The following is a 20,084-nucleotide window of genomic DNA, read 5'->3' as shown; positions in this document are numbered from 1 at the left end:
TCATCTTCGGATGACCAACTTGTTTGGCCGCACACCTTGTGCGGCCCTTTTTAGTTTTACTAGGTACATTATGCAAATTACCCGACGGCACTTTCTTCGCAACGCCAGCGCCGCCGCCATGGCCTTTGGTGCGGTAGCCTCCCCTTTGGGCCGCGCCCAGGTATACTCGCAAGATCCCACCTACGGCATTGATCCTTTTGGCCAACTGGTGGGCGACCCGGCCGGCATATTGCACTTACCTCGCGGATTCAGTTACACCATACTCAGCCGCACCGGCGACACCATGAGCGATGGCCTCATCACACCCAGCGCGCCCGATGGTATGGCCGCTTTTCCCGTGGCGGGCAAGAACTCACACTGCATTTTAGTGCGCAACCACGAACTCGACTCGCTGGGCAACGAAGTGGATGCCTTCAGCGGTAATGCCGATAAGGCGCGGGCTTTTACCAAGGGCAAAGCCTTTGACCACTATCAGAACGACATGCCCGTTAATGGTGGCACCAGCAACATACTCTACAATTTAAAAACCCAAAAAATTGAACGCTCACACTTAAGCTTGATTGGCACCGCGCGCAACTGCGCCGGCGGTGCAACGCCCTGGGGCTCATGGCTTACCTGTGAGGAATCGCTGCTCAATCAACAACAGGGCTTTGGTCGCGAGCACGGGTTTATTTTTGAAGTGCCCTCCAGCGCCGACTCACTGGTCGACCCGGTGCCACTGAAAGACATGGGCCGCTTCGTTCACGAAGCAGCAGCAGTCGACAGCCAAAGCGGCATTATTTATTTAACCGAAGATTTTGATCACTCACTGTTTTACCGCTTTAAACCCAATGCCAAAGAACAGCTGGCCTTTGGTGGGCAACTGCAGGCGCTGGCCATTACCGATTGGCCTGGCGCCATTACCCGCAACTGGAACGAAGATAAAACAAACCCCAAGGCGCAGCACATTGAGATTGGCCAGAGCTTTAACTGCCACTGGCAGGACCTTAGCGACGTGCAATCCCCCGAAGGTGATCTGAGCCTGCGCGGCGCCGCCCAGGGTTGTGCGGAATTCTCGCGCTGCGAAGGCGTCGCGTTTGCACTGCGCGAGAACGGCGAGCGAGAGATCTTTTTTGCCGCCACCGGCGGGGGCCCAAAAAAAATCGGCCAGATCTGGCGCTACCGCCCCGGCCCCTATGAAGGCACCGCGCGGGAAAAAGAAGCGCCGGGGCAATTAACTCTGATGTACGAAACCCACGATCGTTCGGCCATGGAATCCTGCGATAATCTGGCCATTGCCCCCTGGGGGGATTTAATCATCTGCGAAGACAGCTATTCAGACTCGCCCGATATGGTCAACTATATTCGCGGCATGACACCCCAGGGGAAAATTTATACCCTGGCGATGAACGCCCACCCGGATAAAGGCGAGTTCTGCGGCGCCTGCTTTTCACCGGACGGCTCCACGCTGTTTGTTAATATTCAGCGCCCGGGTTTCACTCTGGCCATTACCGGCCCTTGGGGCAAGTTGCGCAACAGCTAAACCGATTGGCAAAGACCACTGTGTGGCGGCGTATTCTTGTCGTCACACAACTGCCACCGAAAGTTCATTAAATCCTTTGTCCCCCTAGAATAAAAAACTCGCTCTAAACACTGTCGCCGAACAATCCCGTTCTGCGACATTTTTATTTCATAAGACAAGGAGTGAGCAGTGAAACAGTTATTGCTGGGATTAACCCTAACGGCAGTTTGCAGTGCAACCGCCGCAGAAGAGCTTCGCGTATTAACCTACAATGTCGCCGGCCTGCCCGATGCTTTTAGCTCGGCCAGTCCTGCCACCAACACCCCGCTTATCAGTCCGCTGTTAAACGACTATGACGTCGTTGTGGTACAGGAAGATTTCAGCTACCACAGTGAATTGGTTGCCGAGCTTATTCACCCCTACCAATCGCCGCACTCGGGCGACATCGCCATTGGCGATGGTATGAACCTTTTTGCTTTTCCCGCCGTCAGTGACTTTACTCGCGTTAAATGGGACGACTGCCACGGTATTTTCGACGCCGGCACCGACTGCCTTACCCCCAAAGGCTTTTCTTTTTCTCGGCTCACATTGGCCAACAACACAGTGGTCGATGTTTATAACCTGCACGCCGATGCCGCCGTGGACGATCAGTCCAACGCCGCGCGCGCCAGCAACCTGATGCAACTGCTCGATTACATAGAAACGCACTCGCAAGGCCATGCGGTGATTGTGGCCGGCGACACCAACTCGCGCTACACACGCGAACCCGACCAGTTGCACTCCTATATTAACGCGGGCTTTACCGATGTCTGGGTGCAGACCTCGCGGGCCGGTATTTACCCCGCCTCCGGTGATCCCGCTTTAACCCAATGCCTTGACGCCAATGCCGCCAGCTGCGAGCGAGTGGATAAAATTCTCTATCGCAGCGCCGAGGGCGTCCAGCTAACGTTGAACGACGCTGCGGTGCCAGCGCACTTTGTCGATCAACAGGGCGAGCCGTTATCCGACCACGACCCGGTGTACGCTTCGTTTGATGTTTCGTTTGCCAACAATATCGCTTACAGCGACAGCGTCGGCGGTCCACACGGCAATTTTTATCACGATGGGCCCGCCCTGGCGCAGGCCAACTACCCAGTACTAAACGCCGTTACCCTGCGCACCGGAAGCCGGGTGGATCAAATTGCTTTTCATTACGCTAACGGCCTTAGCGTAACCCACGGTGGACAAGGCGGGAATGCACAAACGCTCAACCTGGCTGCAGGGGAAATGATTACCAGCGTTACCGCCTGCGCGGCAAAACATCAGCAGCATACGCGGGTATTCTATTTATCGCTGCAAACCAATCAAAACCGCAGCCTCTCGGGCGGGTCTATGCAAGGTAACTGTCAAACCCTGAGCGCTCCGGCCGGCAGTGGGTTTGTGGGCGGTTTTGGTCGTGCGGGAAATGAGTTGGACCGGATAGGATTTATCGCGCTTAAAAGCGCGCTTTAATACCGGCTAGAAACGTTTTGCCGTAGTAGGTATAACCGGCAAATTCGGTGCCGTCGTAGGACTCTACCTCGGCGGCACCGGTTAAGTTAATGCCTTGCAACAACAAGGTAAAATCAGACGCAAGCTCGAAAGATATCTGCGCATCCAGAGTACCGAAAGGCTCTTTGTTTTGCGCCGCCAAGGTGCGGTCACCCACCTCTTCCAGAACCTTATCGCGCCAGTTGTAATGGGTGTAAATTCCCAGTTTATCCCACTCGTAAAATACCCCCAGGTTCACCGTCGCGGGCGAGACCTGAGCCAGATCGTCGGTCAGTGTCAGGCCGTCACGGTAGTAGTCGGCGCGACTTTGCAGCAGCGCGATATTAGCGTCCACCCCCAAGCGACCAAGCAGCGGCCTGGGCAGCGTAAACACCTGCTGATAAATCAACTCCAACCCACCGACATCGGCGCGTCCACCGTTTGTTTTGGTGCTTAACTGATACTCTTGGCCATCAATTTGAGTATCGCTCACGCTGGTGTGAATAAAATCCTGTAGACGGGTATAAAACACGCTGGCGCTGAGTAAACTTTGCGGGGCGAAATACCACTCCCAGGTTAAATCCGCCTGCCAGGCATTCACTGGCCGCAGGTAAGGGTTGCCACCCTCAGCGGTCGCCATGTCTCCAGAGTTAAACGTCAGGCGCGGCGCCAGATCTTGTAAATCCGGGCGGTTGAGTGTGCGCGACAGGCCAAGTCGCCACTGCTGTGAGACGCTCGCCTCATACACCAGATTAATCGCCGGCAGCCAATAGCCATAATGCTCGCTTAAATCGCGCGCCGACAGTTGCTCAGTGCCGCTATCATAGGCATAGCCCTGAGCACGCTGGCGGCTGTGCTCGTAGCGCAGCCCCAAGTTGCCGCGCCAGTTGTCTAGCGCAAAATTCATTTGCCCGTACCAGGCGCTCAACTGCTCTTCGACGCGGTAGGAATTTAATTGATCCTGCGCGCTGGGCGCTGTTTGTAGCAGCGCCTGTTCATCAATGTTTTGCCAAAAGTATTCCGCCAAAGGCGCACGCCAGCTCTTGGGCAAATCGCCCGCGATCGCGCTTAAAAAATTATCCACCGGGATAGACGCGAAATACTCGGCAGAAAAATACTCGCCGCTAATACCGTCTTTCAAAATATGATCGCGGCGCTGATAATCGCGATTGTGGCGCTCCAAACGCAGCCCTGTGGTAAGCGACTCTAACCAGCCGCTGTTTGGCAGCCAGCGTAAAGCAACGCTCGCACTGTCGCGCTTATCCTGCGCCTCAATGCGTCGCCACTCGAGGCGTCTGCCCGGATACATCCATGGCCGCTGCAGCAGGTTGTCGTCCAGGCGTATGCCGGGCAACTGCTCGGAGTCCAACGGGGGGTAGGCAAAATCCAGCGCGACCGTATTATCTAACCGCAAGCGGGTGCGGCGTATCGGATCGTGGTTGACGCTCTGCGCGCGCGAATGACTGGCGTCCAGTTCAAGCTGCCAGTCGCGCCACTGATAATCGGCGCTCACACTGTGCAAACCAAAGCGATCGGCCAGGCCCGCCGTCTCTACCCCCAACTGCGAGCTGCCACTCAATGTCTGCCCGGCTATCAGAGCGTTACCGCGCCATATTGCACTGCCTGACACCAGCTCTGTGGGATCGTAATCGGCGCTGTAGCTGTACTCCTGATAATCAATCGACTGGTCGATATCCAGACCATTGTAGGCCAGCTGCAGCTGCTCGCCCTGCCACTGCACGGCGGCGTTTAAACCGGTGCGCTCGCGCTCTTCGAGCTCCAGGGTTGGGCGCAGGCTACCGGGCGTGACTTCGGCCTCCGCCGCAGCGCCCGGCACTTCCAGCCAACGAAAATTTAGCGCTCGGTCCTGGCGCAGGTTGCGCTGAACATGAGTCACGCCAAGCAGCACGCCAAAATTTTCTTCCGCGTTTTGCCAGTGCCCAATCAACGCTGCCCGCGGGTCCACCGATTCGGCTAAATCCGAATAGCCAACACCGGCGCTAACGGCAACGCCGCTACCGTCTTGCGCCAGAGGTTGATAGGTTTGCAAGTTCACCCGCCCACCAATTGCCCCCGCCGGATCGCCCGCCGAACTGGTTTTTTGCACTTGCAGCGCCGACACTAATTCTGTGGGTAAGGTGTCATAGTGAAAGCGTCTGCCGTACTGCTCTGAAGTGCGGGTATTTTCGTTGCTAGCCACCGGCGCGCCGTTAATGGTGAGCGAGTTGAAATAAGTCGGCAGGCCGCGAATACTGATAAACAGCGCTTCGCCGCGATCACGCACCACCGACACGCCAGGGCTGCGCTTGATCGCCTCAGCGATGTTTAGCGCCGGAAACCGCCCCATACGCTCGGCAAGAATAATATCCTCTCGGCGTTCAGCCTCGCGCTTTTGCGCCTGAGCACTGCGCAGCGAACCGGTGTAGTACCCCAGGACTAAGGTTTCAGAAATCCCGGCAGGCGGCGCGGGCACGGAAGTAGTTTTTGCAGGAGTGGCCGGTCGTATCACCCAGCCATCGGCGTAATCGATAGGCTGCATCCCGGTATCGCGCAATAGATGCTGCAGCGCCAGGCGAGGAGAAAAATCGCCCTCTACAGGGGTTGAAGTTTTACCGGCAACGTCGGTGGGATTAAACAGCACGGGGCGCTCAACTTGGCGTGAAAAAGCCCGTAGTGCCTGCGCCAGAGGCTTAGCGGCGTAATCAAAATAAGTCTCGGCGCACGCCAGTTGTGCCAGTAGCGTTAACGCGCCTGCCAGTAGTAATCGACTAACCAGAAGTAATCGCCTGGCCAAAAGTAATCCCCAGGCCAAAAGCCATCGCGTAGCCTGGCGTGCCACACGATTTTTGACAAGGCAACCCCTGCAGGTGAGCACAGCGGCCTCAGTGCGCCTGCAAACTGACCCATATGCGCTGATCCCTGCGCTCCACATCAATCGGATACAACTCATCCAACATCGCCAGCGCAGTCTCCGTATCGCTTAAGCGAAACCGCCCAGCCACACGCAGCGAGGCCAGCGAGTGATCGGCCAATTCGATCGGGGTAAGGCTGTAGCGCCCAAGCTTTTCCAACACCACGCTCAAGGATTCATTCTCGACATCAATCCAGCCGGAGCGCCAATCCACCAGCGACTGTAAATCTACCGCTTGGGTTGGCTCTAGGCCCTGGCGGGTAATTCGCACCCGTTCGCCACCGCGCAGTAAACGCGGTTTTGCCAAGGGTTGCTCGCGTACCTCGATTGCGCCTTCGTACACGGTGACATCGGTGCCGTCTTGGTGGCGGTCAATATTAAACTCCGTGCCCACGGCCACTACCGAGGCTCGGCCTACGGTCACTTCAAAAGGACGGCTTTTGTCTGGCGCGACGGCGAAATAGGCGGCGCCGCGCTCAAGGCTCAAGTTGCGGCGCTCCGGTTTAAAATCGGTAACCAGGCGGCTTGAGGCAGCCAGCTCAATTGCCGAACCATCGGCCAAAGTCATCTGCCGGTCAGAGGTGTTAGCGGTACGATACACTTGTGGCTCGGCTACGACCTCTGGCGACTGCCACAGCACAGGCATTAGCAAAAACAGCAGCGCCACCACCGCGGCGCTGCCGGCGCACGAGTAGAAAAAATAGCGCCAACTCCGGCTGGCCACTTGGTAGCGCTCCGCCAGCGGCGTAGATTGCAGCGCCTGCTGGGCCGCCCGCTCCAGTTGTGGGTCTTGCCAGGTCGCCAGCATCGCCTCCAGCACCTGGCGATGGCGCGCGTCGCTCTGCAACCAACGGTAAAGCCGGTGGCTGGTAATTTTATCCAAACGGCCATCGGCCAAGCGGTCTATCCACTCGGCGGCTTCATCGTAAATGCGGTCTTCGCTGTTATTGTCTGGCGCGGCGATCAATTCTGTACTCCGTCTAATTCGCGCTGCAAATCACTCATGGCTCGGGTTATGTGCTTTTTCACGGCCGCTTCGGTAATGCCCATGGCCTTGGCAATCGCTTCGCGGCTCTCGCCGTGTAAACGGCGGCGAATAAACACTCGGCGGCGCAACGGCGGCATATTGTCCAATGCTCGCTGCAATTGATCCAGCCGCTGTTGCCCACAGGCGCTGTCTTCAGGACTGGGCGCCGGGCATTCTAGCTCGTGGGATTCGGCAGCGCTCGCTTCGGCCCGGCGGGAGAACAGCAAATGTTTCGCCACCTGCAAGGCGTAGGCGATGGGGTTGTGGATCGTCTGCTCGCGCGAGCGCTCCAACACCCGGGCCACCGCTTCCTGATAAAAATCGGCCACCTCAGAGGCATCGCTACTATAGCGGCGCAAGTAGTTTTTTATTTGCCCGCTACCGTTAACCAGAACACGGCCGAGCTGCTCTTGCTGTACTACATCAGGATCAGACATCAAGGCTCTACCAAGTAAATGATAAAGCCCGGCAGAATAGTGAATTAATATGACAATTCGACGAAAATGGCGGGGTTAATTGCGTCGTGCTAAAACCGCTTTGCCGGATACCGCCAAGAGCACAAGCACCGGCAGTAAACACATAAGAATTTGCAAGCGCCAACCAAACTGATACAGCACCCAGCCCGCGCTTAACGATGCCACTGCCTGCACCGCAAAAATCACAAAGTCATTGGCCGCCTGCACTTTAAATTTCTCCCCCGGGCGGTATGCGTCCGGCAGCAGCGAGGTACCGGATAAAAACAAAAAATTCCAGCCAATGCCCAACAGAACCAGTGCGCCCCAGTAATGCATCAGGCTTACCCCGAGTAACCCCAGGGCTAACACCAGCGCGTATAAAACACTGCCCAGCAGCATCAAGCGCTGCACACCCAGCCACTTAAGCAATGCACCGGCAAACAGCGAGGGCACAAACATCGCCAGCAGGTGGCTTTGAATCACCCACTTGGCATCGGCCACCGAATGGCCGTGCATCTCGTGCATACTGATGGGCGTTGAGGTCATTAGAAAACTCATCACCCCATAGCCGATAGCCGCAGCTGCCAGGGCCTGTAAAAACACTGGCTGAACAATAAGCGTACGCAAAGGCCGGGCAGGCTCGTCGATACTTTCTTGCGCAGTAGCCACCGCGCGAAAACGGGAAAACACCAGCGCGGCAAGCGCCATCACCATGGCAAGCAAGACAAACGCGCCCGTGTACTCTGCACTGCCAGGCCAACTGCGGCCCCACACCCCAAGCTCGGGCCCTAGAAACGCCGCGACGACCCCACTGAACATAATCACCGATACCGCCGGCCCCGCCTGGGCGGCGGACACTGCCTCTAGCGCGGCAAAGCGAAACTGCTGATAAAACGCCATAGCCGCGCCCAATAAAACGGCCGCGACCAGCAATAAGGTAAAGCTAGAGAACTGACAGGCGAAGGCCCCGGCAATGGCCCCTAAAAACGACAACAGCAAGCCCACAAAACCACCACCACGGCGCCCCAGGTTTTGCATCAACCAAGCGGCAGGTAAAGTACTAAACGCCGTACCTGTGACTGCAAGCGCTAAAGGCAAGGTGGCCAGTTCCGGCTCGGGGGCCAGCTGCAAGCCAATTAAACCACTGATCAACACCATCAGCGGAATGGATGTCATTACCAGAGCCAGGGTTGCGAACAGCACCCACACATTTGCGGGCAGTGCCGCGTATACCGACCACCATTGTCTCATTAGCCTTTCAAGCCTTTGCGTTTCTCATCATTGATTGCGCCATATTAACGCACGATTTATCTAGGCGGTCAGCAATGGGGCAATATTAATCGGCGCATAACGTTTTTTATTCGCCGTTGGCGACAGTGCAGCCTCGGTGGCATGGGGGTTTATAGAAAACTCCAACCTTCTGACGGGCGCTGGCATACATTCTGCTGCATACAATCATGTATACAAGATTTTCAGCAGGAGCCCCCATGACTCAAACCACCGCCTGGACCATTAGCGAATGGCAGCGCGCCTATCAATCTGGCGCAATAACCCCAACCGACGCTTTGCTCGCACTGCGCGCGTCCCTCAACCCGCAAGACCCCGCCTGGATTTATATTCTAAGTGAAAGCGAGATTGCGCAGCAGATTGATAATTTGCGCTCACCAAAGGAGCAACCTTTATATGGCATTCCCTTCGCGCTTAAAGACAATATTGATGCCGCAGGTCTGCCCACCACTGCGGCCTGCCCGGCGTTCGCCTACACCGCCGGGGCCGACGCCACTTTGGTGGCACGACTGAAAGCAGCCGGCGCCGTCTTGCTGGGTAAGACCAACTTGGATCAGTTCGCCACCGGCCTGGTGGGCACCCGCTCGCCCTACGGTGCCGTACCCAACAGCTTTAACCCCGACTATGTTTCCGGCGGTTCCAGTTCGGGCTCTGCCGTTACCGTAGCGCGAGGCTTGGTGCCCTTTAGCATTGGTACCGACACCGCAGGCTCCGGCCGGGTACCGGCGGGCTTTAATAATATTGTGGGACTCAAACCCACCAAGGGGCGCTTTAGCATTCACGGCGTGGTGCCCGCGTGCAAAAGCCTGGATTGCACCTCGGTGTTTGCCCTGAATGTGGAAGACGCCGAAACCGTAGCAGGGGTTATTGAAGGCTTTGATCCAGCCGATGGCTACAGCCGCAAGCAACCGCATCCGGCGCGCCTGTTGCCCGCCCAGCCACGCTTTGGCATTCCCGCCGAGCTGCCCTTCTTTGGTGACAGCGAGCAGGAAAAAGCCTGGCGCAAAACCCTAAGCCAGCTGGAGCAGCAAGGCGTAGAACTGGTGCCGATGGATTTTAGCGATATGCAAACCCTGGCGCAGTTGCTGTACGGCGGCCCTTGGGTAGCCGAGCGCCACGCGGCGGTGGGCGAATTTATGCACGACCACGCCGATAAAATGAACCCGGTGGTGCGCGGCATTATCGAGCAGGCAAAGAACTTTAGCGCTACCGACGCCTACCGCGCCGAATACCGCCGCGCGGAACTGGTGCGCAGTATTCAGCAAGCGATGGCCAGCGTCGACGCCCTACTGGTGCCCACCGCGCCGCGCCTGCCCACCATTGCCGAGGTCGAGGCCGACCCGGTGGCGGTCAATAGCCAATTGGGCACCTGGACCAACTTTGTCAATTTGGCAGACTGCAGCGCCCTGGCCCTGCCGGCCGGCTTACGTGACGACGGTCTGCCCTTTGGTATCACCCTGATTGCGCCTGCGTGGCAGGACGCTGCACTCGCCGAATTCGGTAAAAAATGGCAGAGCTCTATGTGTGGCAGCCGGGGCTCAACCGATCAGCCACTTGCGTGTGACACGCCCGCAGCCCCGGTACCCGAGGGTCATGTGCGACTGGCTGTAGTGGGCGCGCATCTAAGCGGTATGCCGCTAAATACTCAATTAACCGAGCGCAGCGCACGCTTAGTTGAGGCAACACACACCTCACGTGACTACCGGTTGTTCGCTTTGCCCAATACGACTCCACCTAAACCCGGACTGGTGCGCACCGATAAGGGTGGCGAAGTTATCGTCGAGTTATGGGATATGCCGGTGGATCAATTCGGCTCTTTCGTCGCGCTTATTCCGGCCCCACTGGGTATAGGCACTCTCACTTTAAAAGACGGCCGCGAGGTAAAAGGTTTTATTTGTGAAGGCAATGCCACCGACGGCGCTAAAGATATTACCGAGCTGGGCGGCTGGCGCGCTTATATTGAAAGCTTGAACGCTTAAGCGCTTCCCTCTCTTGCCAGTCTGGAGCGGCGCCAGTGTGCGCCGCTCCTCTTTTGTTCTAACTCTTAACCTTTGTTCTAATTCTTAACCCCACCCGCATCTCGCGCCCCATAAAAAGGCAGTGCACCACACCCCGCTCTTTTTTGGCGCACCGCAAATTCAATTTACGAATAAAACTTTAGGCTTCTTAACAGTAAAACCGACTTAAAACAGAGCAAAACTGGCCTTATTCCGCACTTAAAGGCTTTGGCACAGTTTCTGCTGAATACCATCTTGCATACATGATGACCGAATAAAGAGCCGTACGTGACCCAAAAAAGACACAGTGTAACTGACCGAATTTACGACGCGCTCAAGCAAGAAATTTTTGATTTTGCCCTGCTACCGGGCGACCGTTTTACCGAGCAGGAAGTGGCCGAGCGCATGCAGGCAAGTCGCACCCCGGTGCGCGAAGCTCTGTCGCGGTTGCAGCGAGATGGATTTGTCACTGTGCTGTTTCGCGCCGGCTGGCAAGTAAAACCGTTCGATTTTGAAAAGTTTGATCAGCTCTATGAGCTACGCATTTTTCTCGAGCTGGCGGCGGTAAAAAAACTGTGTGAGCAGCAAGAAAGCCCCGCCCTGGACAGTTTAAAAAACTTCTGGCTGGTGCCAGTAAAAGACAGGCTTAGCCACGGGCCGACCGTACGCGAACAAGACGAAGCATTCCATTGCCAACTGGTGGAGGCCTGCGGCAACGAAGAAATGGCGAAAGTGCACCGCAACATTACCGAAAGGCTGCGCATTATTCGCCGAATTGATTTTACTCAGGCACCTCGCATCGAAGCGACTTATAAAGAGCACGGAAAAATACTGCGCGCGATTATCAAGCGACGCACCCTTGAGGCCCAGCGTTTGCTGCAGGCGCACATATTAGAAAGCCAAGCTGAAGTACAAAAAATTACTCTGCATATGCTGCATCAGGCGCGGCAGACGTAAACAGAGCATTACAACAACAAACGGGAAGAAGTAAGGACTTAAAACTCCTTAACAAGGAAGATTCTGGAAAGAACCAACAAAAATTTTTTACCATCAACGGAGATTGAACATGAAGCTTAAAAAATTATTAAAATCCATCGGGGTACTGGGCGCGTCCTGTACTCTTGCCCTCTCAAGTTTAACCACCAGCGCGCAGGAAGAGGACACCATTAAAGTCGGTGTTCTGCACTCGCTCTCCGGCACTATGGCCATTTCAGAAACCACCCTGAAAGACACCATGCTGATGCTGATTGAAGAGCAAAACAAAAAAGGCGGCCTACTGGGCAAAAAACTTGAGCCTGTGGTGGTAGACCCCGCCTCTAACTGGCCCCTGTTTGCCGAGAAAACCCGCGAGCTGTTAGCCCAGGAAGAAGTCGATGCAATTTTCGGCTGCTGGACCTCGGTTTCACGCAAATCTGTTTTGCCTGTAGTAGAAGAGCTGAACGGCTTGTTGTTTTACCCGGTTCAATACGAAGGTGAAGAGTCCTCGCGCAATGTATTTTACACAGGCGCCGCGCCCAACCAGCAAGCTATTCCCGCGGTGGATTACCTGATGAACGAGCTGGAAGTAAAACGCTGGGTATTGGCCGGTACCGACTATGTGTACCCGCGTACCACCAACAAAATTCTCGCCGCCTACTTAAAGTCTAAAGGCGTGGCCGAAGAAGACATCATGATCAATTACACGCCTTTTGGTCACTCCGACTGGCAGAACATTGTGTCTGATATTAAGCGCTTCGGCAGCTCGGGCAAGAAAACCGCGGTGGTTTCTACCATTAACGGCGACGCCAATGTACCTTTCTATCGCGAGCTGGGTAACCAGGGTATCTCCGCTGAAGACATTCCCGTCGTAGCCTTTAGTGTGGGTGAAGAAGAGCTGTCGGGCATCGACGCTAAACCGCTGGTCGGTCATATGGCCGCCTGGAACTACTTTATGAGCGTGGACACCGACGAAAACAACGCCTTTATCGATCAGTGGCTTGCGTACATCGGCGATGAAGACCGCGTGACCAACGACCCCATGGAAGCTCACTACATTGGCTTTAACATGTGGGTAAAAGCGGTTGAGAAAGCCGGTACTACCGACTCCGATGCTGTTATCGATGCGATTGTGGGCGTTGAAGTTCCCAACCTGACCGGCGGCACCAGCAAAATGCTGCCCAACCACCACATCACCAAGCCCGTACTGCTGGGTGAGATCCAGGAAGACGGCCAATTCCTGACCGTTTGGGAAACCGATGGCCTGGTAGCGGGCGATGCCTGGTCTGATTACCTGGAAGGCTCTAAAGATTTGAAGTCTGACTGGGTTGAGCTTAACTGCGGTAACTACAACACCAAAACCAAAAAGTGTGTAGGCGCTACAGCGGAATAATACTGCTGAGTGCGGGCCGCCAGTGGAACCTGTTGTCCACTAGCGGCCCAACCTTTCGAACTCCCTCAAACCTGATAGTGATACAACCATGGCACTTTTAAAAAAATCAATGTGCCTGTGGATAGCCCTCGGCGCGTTTTTATTGACGCTGCCTTCAGCCTATGCACAGTCCCCGGCCGAACCGGATTTTCCCACCCTGGTGGATGAACTCGCCTCCGGCAGTTTGAGCAAACGCGGTAAAACCGTGGAAGCTATTGCCGCCACAAACCACGAGCGCGCGCAAACCGTATTAAAAGCGCTGCTAGAAGGTTCGCTGGAATCTACCCGCAGCGATCCTCGCCAAGTGATTATCGAAACCGGCCCCGACACCTATGTGCTGGCCGCCAATGGCGAGGCCGTTAGCGCCGACAGTCTGGGCCGCACCAAACGCATTCCCATTCACAACAAATTACGCAGCCAGATTAAAACCCTGCTGGCGCAAATAAATTTAAGCGCCGATGACGCCGCTACTCGCTTGAACGCGGTCGAGCAGATGATTTCCGACGGCGTAGATAACGCCAGCATTGCCCTATTACAGCAGCTTAAAATCGACGAAAGCAGTAGCGATGTGCGCGATGCCATGACCGCCGCCATCGCCCTGGCCCAGTTAGACAGCAGCGATAACGACACTCGTCTAACCGCGGTTAAAGAGCTGCGCGGTTCCCTCTACCCGGAGGTACGGGGCTCGCTGCAAAGTATCGCCGACAACGACGCCGAATCGAGCATTCGCACCGAGGCGCAGCGCTCGCTGGACTCCATTGACGGCAAGTTAAAAATGTTCCGTTTAGGCGAGAATATCTTTTTTGGTCTTAGCCTCGGCTCGGTTCTGCTGCTGTCTGCCATTGGCCTTGCCATTACCTTCGGGGTAATGGGCGTGATCAATATGGCCCACGGCGAGCTGATGATGATTGGCGCCTACACCACCTGGGTCATTCAACAGGCCTTCCCCAATCAGATCGAATACAGTTTGTTTATGGCCATTCCCGCCGCCTTTGTGGTGTCGGGCTTGGTGGGTATCGCGATAGAGCGAGGCGTGATTCAATTTTTGTACGGCCGCCCGCTGGAAACCCTGCTGGCGACTTTTGGTATCAGCCTGATTTTACAGCAGGCCGCGCGTTCTATTTTCTCGCCTTTAAACCGGGCCGTCAGTTTGCCGGAGTGGATGAGCGGTTCGCTGCAAATCAATCCGGCGTTTTCCATTACCTTTAACCGACTGTACATTTTGCTGTTCGGTTTAATGGTGTTTTTCGCCCTGCTCGCAGTGCTTAAAAAGACCTCACTGGGTTTAAAGGTTCGCGCTGTGTCGCAAAACCGGCCCATGGCTCGCGCCGTGGGTGTGCGCGCCAGCTGGGTGGATGCCATGACATTCGGTTTGGGTTCGGGCGTTGCCGGCATTGCCGGGGTGGCCCTGTCGCAGTTAACCAACGTGGGGCCCAACCTGGGCCAGGCCTATATCATCGACTCGTTTATGGTGGTGGTATTCGGCGGCGTCGGTAATTTATGGGGCACTCTGGTCAGCGCCATGAGCTTGGGCGTGATTAATAAATTTATGGAACCCTTTGCCGGTGCCGTACTGGCCAAGGTTCTGATTCTGGTACTGCTGATTCTGTTTATTCAGAAAAAGCCCAAAGGTCTTTTTCCGCAAAAAGGCCGGGCCGCTGCAGATTGATTTTCACTTAACAGAATTGGAACTGAACTATGCTGACACAACGATTATTAACCAGTGATAAAGGCGGCATGCTGGTGTTGGGTATTATCGCCCTCACTTGCATTCTGGTGCCTATCCTGAACCTGGTGGTACCCGAAAGCTCGCCGTTTCACGTCTCAACCTTTGCCGTCACCCTTTTGGGTAAATTCCTTTGCTACGCCCTGCTGGCGCTGGCACTGGATTTAATCTGGGGCTACGCGGGTATTCTCTCGCTGGGCCACGGCGCATTCTTTGCCCTGGGCGGTTACGCCATGGGTATGTACCTAATGCGTCAGATTGGCGATAGGGGTAAGTACGGCGATCCGCTGCTGCCGGATTTTATGGTGTTTTTAAACTGGCAAGAGCTGCCCTGGTACTGGCACGGCTTTGATATGTTTTGGTTTGCCGCCTTAATGATTGTCCTGGTGCCGGGAATTCTCGCCTGGGTATTTGGCTGGCTGGCATTTCGCTCGCGCGTTACCGGCGTTTACTTTGCCATTATCACCCAGGCGCTTACCTACGCCTTAATGCTCGCCTTTTTCCGCAACGAAATGGGCTTTGGTGGCAACAACGGCTTAACCGACTTTAAAGATATTCTCGGCTTTTCCATTACCGCCGACTCCACCCGCATCGGTTTGTTTTTGGCCTCGGGCATTGCGCTGATGCTGGCGTACCTCGCCTGTCGCTATATTGTCACCTCGCGCGCCGGCAAGGTTATTGTGTCCATTCGCGACGCGGAATCACGCACCCGCTTTTCCGGCTACCAAGTGGAGTCTTACAAGTTGTGGCTGTTTGTTTTCTCCGCCGTGCTGGCCGGAATTGCCGGGGCGCTCTATGTGCCACAGGTGGGTATTATCAACCCGGGCGAGTTCTCGCCGCTTAACTCTATTGAGTTGGTTGTGTGGGTGGCCACCGGCGGGCGCGGCACACTCTATGGCGCGATTGTCGGTGCGTTTAGTGTGAATTACGGCAAAACTGTGTTCACCTCGTTTTACCCCGAAGCCTGGCTATTCCCCTTGGGCTTGCTGTTTGTGCTGGTCACCCTGGTATTGCCCAAAGGGCTGGTGGGTTTGATCGGCCGCTTCAAAAAAAGCAAAAGCAGTGACAATAAACAGGAGGAGCAGCCATGAACCCGTTTAAACACGCCCGCAACTGGGGCACCAAAGCGCTGCCCGTAAAAGACCCCAATTTTGGTCACCCGCTGGACACCAGCCACGGCCCGATTTTGTACGTAGAAGATGTATCGGTGAGCTTTGACGGCTTTAAAGCGCTGAACAACTTAAACCTGTACATTGACGAGGGCGAGCTGCGCTGCATTATCGGCCCCAACGGCGCCGGTAAAACCACCATGATGGATGTGATTACCGGTAAAACCAAACCCGACAGCGGCAGCATTTACTTTGGTCAGCAAATTAATTTGCGCGAACTCTCCGAGCACCAAATTGCGCGAGGCGGTATTGGCCGCAAGTTTCAAAAGCCCACGGTGTTTGAAGCCTTGAGCGTGTACGAAAACCTGGAACTGGCCACCGCGGGCAATAAAAAGTTCTGGTTTACCTTAACCCGCGATCTAACCGGCGAGCAGCGCGACCGCATTGACGAAGTCCTGCACACCATCGGCCTTGTCCAATCGCGTTTTAACAGCGCGGGCAATTTGTCCCACGGGCAAAAGCAGTGGCTGGAGATTGGCATGCTGTTAATGCAAAGCCCTCGCGTGCTGCTGGTGGACGAACCTGTTGCTGGTATGACCGGCGAAGAAACCGAGCGCACCGCCGAGTTATTAACCTCGCTGGCGGGAAAACACTCGGTCATCGTGGTGGAACACGACATGGCTTTCGTCCGCTCCATCGCCCGCAAAGTAACCGTGCTGCACCAAGGCTCGGTACTGGCCGAGGGCAGTATGGATCAGGTGCAGAGCGACCCGAAAGTGGTTGAGGTTTATTTGGGGGAATAACGGGAAACGGAGGACGGAGAACGAACTTGTAATTCACTCCCTCCGTCCCCCACCCTCCGTACACCGTTCCCCGTCAATCTGGAGCAACAACGTGCTAAACATACAATCAATCAACCAGTACTACGGCCAGAGTCATATTCTCTGGGACCTGGATCTGGAACTGCCCGAGGGCAGCTGTGGCTGTTTAATCGGGCGCAATGGAGTGGGTAAAACCACCTTGCTTAAATGCGTGACCGGTTTGCTGCCCATTAAAGACGGCAACATCATTTTTAACGGTAAAGACGTCAGCAAAGCCTCTACCGAAAATCGCGCCCGTACCGGCATCGGCTATGTGCCCCAGGGTCGGGAGATTTTTCCGCTATTAACCGTAGAGGAAAACTTAAAGATCTCTCTGGGCGCGCGAGGCGATGGCGCGAGCAAAATACCCGATCTGATCTACGAGCTGTTTCCGGTGCTGCAAGAGATGAAACACCGCCGTGGCGGCGATTTATCCGGCGGTCAGCAACAACAATTGGCTATTGGCCGTGCCTTGGTGCTGGACCCCAAGCTGCTGATTCTGGACGAACCCACCGAGGGTATTCAGCCTAACGTCGTGCGCGACATCGGCAATGTAATCCGCCGCCTGAATGAAGAGTTTGGTTTAACCGTACTGCTGGTGGAACAAAAACTGCCCTTTGCCCGTAAAGTGGCCGACCACTTTTATATTATGGAGCGCGGCAAAGTGGAGGCGACCGGTGCAATGGATGAGTTAAACGAGGATTTGGTGCAGAAGTATTTGAGTGTTTGATGCTGGGTGCGTTGGGCGTCTGTGGTCGGACGTCTGACGCCCCTCTCCCCGCTTGTGGGCTCCAGCTTAGCTCACAGCCCTAGTACCGCCTGCTTTACCCTCACCCCAGCCAAAGCCAGCCTCTAACCATTTAGCACTCACGGGCTATCAATTGCTCGCCTCCAAAACAAACGCCGAAAGAGACAAAATTAACAAACCAGATCACAAATTAACCATTTGGTAATAAATATTGGGCGATAAATAGGTTTACAAACTGGAAGTAACTAGACTATTGTTGACCTCCCGTTGGCACAGCCCTAACAAAAAATCGCTAACGGGAGCCTTGCTCGTGCTGCAACCTCAAGTAGCGACCAGCAAGATAACGCTGATGTGAAGTAAACCAATAAATCAAGTTCACGCAGTTACCGAAAGTTCTGGTTTGTCGTTTGGACATTCCCATCAGATCCAGGGCCTTGGGTTTCGCTAAGTAACAAGCATTTAACGACCCAAGAAATACCTATAAAAATTGCAAGAGACCAAGTCCATGAACAACTCACTACCTATTCCTTCTAGCTTAAAATTACTGGCAGCGGCGTTGGCCGTAACGAGCGCAGGCGCAAGCTATGCGGCCACCCCGGTTGCGGTTAGCGCATCCAGTGACGATGGCAACGCGCCGCAAAACACTTTGGATAACGATCTTTCCACCCGCTGGAGCGCCCAGGGCGACGGCCAGTGGATAGAATTCGATCTGGGCCAGGTTTACTCGGTAGATTCACTGGATATTGCCCTATACAAAGGCGACCAGCGCACCTCTACCCTGGAGATTCAGACCTCGGCCAACGGCAATAACTGGCAGACCGTATTTACTGGCGACCAGCCGGGCAGCACCACCAGCGAACAAACCTTTGACGTTACCGATTCAGACGCTCGCTATGTTCGCATTGTGGGATACGGCAACAGTTCAAATGACTGGAACAGCATTACCGAAGTCAAAATTGACACCTCATCGGCAGGCTCCTCATCGTCTTCATCATCCAGCAGCAGCTCTTCGGGCAGTACCAGCGTGAGCGCCAGTGCCAGCACCGACGACGGCAATGTTGCCGCTAATGTGATAGATGGCGACCTGGACACTCGCTGGTCGGGCAATGGCGACGGCGCCTGGCTAGAGCTGGATTTGGGCGCTACGCAAACTGTAGGCAGCGTCAATATTGCGTTTTTTAAAGGCGACCAACGCAACTCCATGTTTGATATTCAAACCAGCACTGATGGCTCCAACTGGGAGACGGTTTTATACAGTGGCGTAAGCAGCGGCAACAGCACCTCAGAAGAGAATTTTGCGGTTACCGAAAGTGAAGCCCGCTACGTACGCTATGTCGGCCACGGTAACTCTGCCAATAGCTGGAATTCAGTCACCGAATTTAGCGTAAGCTCTGAAGGCGGTACCGATGGCGGTGATACCGGCGGTGGCGACAACGGCGGTGATGATGGTGGCGACACCGGTGGTGGTAATAACGGCGGCGGCAATAATGGCAACGCTGAGGTTCCATCGGATTTAATGGACAACTGCAACCAGTGGAAAATTACCTACCCCGACAGCGTCGAAGATAAAACTCTGTGCGGCGAGCCAAACAACGAATACTTTTATGTCAACGATGCAGGCAACGGCATAGTATTTTTCGCGCCTGTGCGCGATGGCAATGGCACCACGCCCAACTCCAAGTACATTCGCTCTGAGTTGCGCGAGCGCGAAGCCGATGGCAGTAAAGATATTTACTGGACCACCTCGGGCCAACACACGGTTTACGTTAAGCAGGCCATTACCCACCTGCCCATCGTAAAAAGTCATTTGGTGGCGACGCAAATTCACGGCAATAAAGACGAAGGTATTGACGATGCGCTGGTACTGCGCCTGGAAGACAGCCATTTGTTCTTAAGCTTTAACGGCGGCAAATTGCGCAGCGATGTGACTGTGTCACACGACTACAGCCTGGGCACCACCCATGAGGTTATTTTCGATGTGGTAGACGGCAAACACTATGTTTACTACAGCGAAGACGGCAACCTGGGTAGCGCTTACGCCGCCGGCAACGCTAGCCAATACCTGGTACGCGATGGCTCCAACGATTATGTAATGGACCGCAGCTACGGCGATGCCTACTTCAAAATTGGTAACTACACCCAAAGTAACGCCGATAAAGAAGGCAGCGAAACCGGCGATCCGGACAACTACGGTGAAGTGGTTGTGTACGACTTTTGGGTTGACCATCAGTAATCTGGTGCCGCTTTCGACCCTGGGGTCGGAAGCTCTCGCCACTTGCCTCGCACAGTGCACACTGTGCGAGGATTTTTAATCTCCAACACTGCCAGCACAATAACAATCCGCGTTTGATATTTTGTTAACGAACTAGCTTTCCTACCAGCACGCCACAATCCACAATCTCTCTCCGGTTGTCAGTCCGCTTTCAATCAAACTTTGAATATAGCAACCCATTACATATTTCTATTAGAAAAAAGCAAACGTGACGAAAGCCACAACCTTAAAAACCAAGGCATTAAATCCCACAACCCACTTAAATTCAAATTGAC

At 54.9% G+C, this 20,084-nt stretch carries 14 protein-coding genes; 10 read left to right on the top strand and 4 right to left on the bottom strand.

Going from position 1 to position 20,084, the window contains the following annotated elements:
• Positions 1 to 70: 70 nt before the first annotated feature.
• Positions 71 to 1,522 carry an alkaline phosphatase PhoX gene (locus NHM04_RS00140; RefSeq protein WP_254265032.1) on the top strand — a complete coding sequence of 484 codons (1,452 nt, stop codon included), beginning with the start codon at positions 71 to 73 and terminating at the stop codon, positions 1,520 to 1,522.
• Between the two features lie 168 nt (positions 1,523 to 1,690).
• Positions 1,691 to 2,992: a jacalin-like lectin gene (locus tag NHM04_RS00135; RefSeq protein ID WP_254265031.1), complete on the top strand. Its 1,302-nt coding sequence runs from the start codon at positions 1,691 to 1,693 to the stop codon at positions 2,990 to 2,992.
• On the opposite strand, the gene NHM04_RS00130 is transcribed toward NHM04_RS00135, so the two are convergent.
• The 4 genes from NHM04_RS00130 to NHM04_RS00115 all read right to left on the bottom strand — a co-directional run bounded on the left by NHM04_RS00130 (position 2,976) and on the right by NHM04_RS00115 (position 8,654).
• Positions 2,976 to 5,804: a TonB-dependent receptor gene (locus NHM04_RS00130; RefSeq protein ID WP_254265030.1), complete on the bottom strand. Its 2,829-nt coding sequence runs from the start codon at positions 5,802 to 5,804 to the stop codon at positions 2,976 to 2,978. The two genes, NHM04_RS00135 and NHM04_RS00130, sit on opposite strands and share 17 nt — an antisense overlap.
• 88 nt (positions 5,805 to 5,892) lie before the next feature.
• A complete protein-coding gene (locus NHM04_RS00125; protein ID WP_254265029.1) occupies positions 5,893 to 6,888 on the bottom strand; it encodes a FecR domain-containing protein in 996 nt (331 codons plus the stop codon).
• Entirely contained in the window at positions 6,885 to 7,385 is a 501-nt protein-coding gene (locus NHM04_RS00120; protein ID WP_254265028.1) for an RNA polymerase sigma factor, read from the bottom strand. Before NHM04_RS00120 ends, NHM04_RS00125 begins: the two co-directional genes overlap by 4 nt.
• Positions 7,386 to 7,460: 75 nt before the next feature.
• A complete protein-coding gene (locus NHM04_RS00115) occupies positions 7,461 to 8,654 on the bottom strand; it encodes an MFS transporter (protein ID WP_254265027.1) in 1,194 nt (397 codons plus the stop codon).
• Between the two features lie 236 nt (positions 8,655 to 8,890).
• On the opposite strand from NHM04_RS00115, the gene atzF reads away from it, so the two are divergent.
• From atzF to NHM04_RS00075, 8 genes are all read left to right on the top strand, one after another.
• Positions 8,891 to 10,669 (top strand): allophanate hydrolase, encoded by a 1,779-nt coding sequence (gene atzF / locus NHM04_RS00110; RefSeq protein ID WP_254265026.1) that lies wholly within the window; start codon positions 8,891 to 8,893, stop codon positions 10,667 to 10,669.
• A gap of 306 nt (positions 10,670 to 10,975) precedes the next feature.
• Complete coding sequence (locus tag NHM04_RS00105) at positions 10,976 to 11,644, top strand: GntR family transcriptional regulator (protein WP_254265025.1); 669 nt, start codon at positions 10,976 to 10,978, stop codon at positions 11,642 to 11,644.
• A gap of 109 nt (positions 11,645 to 11,753) precedes the next feature.
• Complete coding sequence (urtA, locus tag NHM04_RS00100) at positions 11,754 to 13,055, top strand: urea ABC transporter substrate-binding protein (RefSeq protein WP_254265024.1); 1,302 nt, start codon at positions 11,754 to 11,756, stop codon at positions 13,053 to 13,055.
• An 88-nt stretch (positions 13,056 to 13,143) separates the two neighbouring features.
• Positions 13,144 to 14,763 (top strand): urea ABC transporter permease subunit UrtB, encoded by a 1,620-nt coding sequence (gene urtB / locus NHM04_RS00095; RefSeq protein ID WP_254265023.1) that lies wholly within the window; start codon positions 13,144 to 13,146, stop codon positions 14,761 to 14,763.
• 29 nt (positions 14,764 to 14,792) lie between these two features.
• Positions 14,793 to 15,911, top strand: coding sequence for an urea ABC transporter permease subunit UrtC (gene urtC / locus NHM04_RS00090; protein ID WP_254265022.1), 1,119 nt, complete (start codon positions 14,793 to 14,795; stop codon positions 15,909 to 15,911).
• Positions 15,908 to 16,732 (top strand): urea ABC transporter ATP-binding protein UrtD, encoded by an 825-nt coding sequence (gene urtD / locus NHM04_RS00085; protein ID WP_254265021.1) that lies wholly within the window; start codon positions 15,908 to 15,910, stop codon positions 16,730 to 16,732. The genes urtC and urtD overlap by 4 nt, the downstream gene beginning before the upstream one ends.
• Before the next feature lie 91 nt (positions 16,733 to 16,823).
• A complete protein-coding gene (gene urtE / locus NHM04_RS00080) occupies positions 16,824 to 17,519 on the top strand; it encodes an urea ABC transporter ATP-binding subunit UrtE (protein ID WP_254265020.1) in 696 nt (231 codons plus the stop codon).
• Between the two features lie 523 nt (positions 17,520 to 18,042).
• Positions 18,043 to 19,770 (top strand): discoidin domain-containing protein, encoded by a 1,728-nt coding sequence (locus tag NHM04_RS00075; protein WP_305881953.1) that lies wholly within the window; start codon positions 18,043 to 18,045, stop codon positions 19,768 to 19,770.
• Positions 19,771 to 20,084 lie beyond the last annotated feature (314 nt).

The organism is Gilvimarinus sp. DA14 (assembly GCF_024204685.1).
Taxonomy (GTDB): Bacteria; Pseudomonadota; Gammaproteobacteria; order Pseudomonadales; family Cellvibrionaceae; genus Gilvimarinus.
This window is presented reverse-complemented; position numbering and strand designations above follow the sequence as displayed.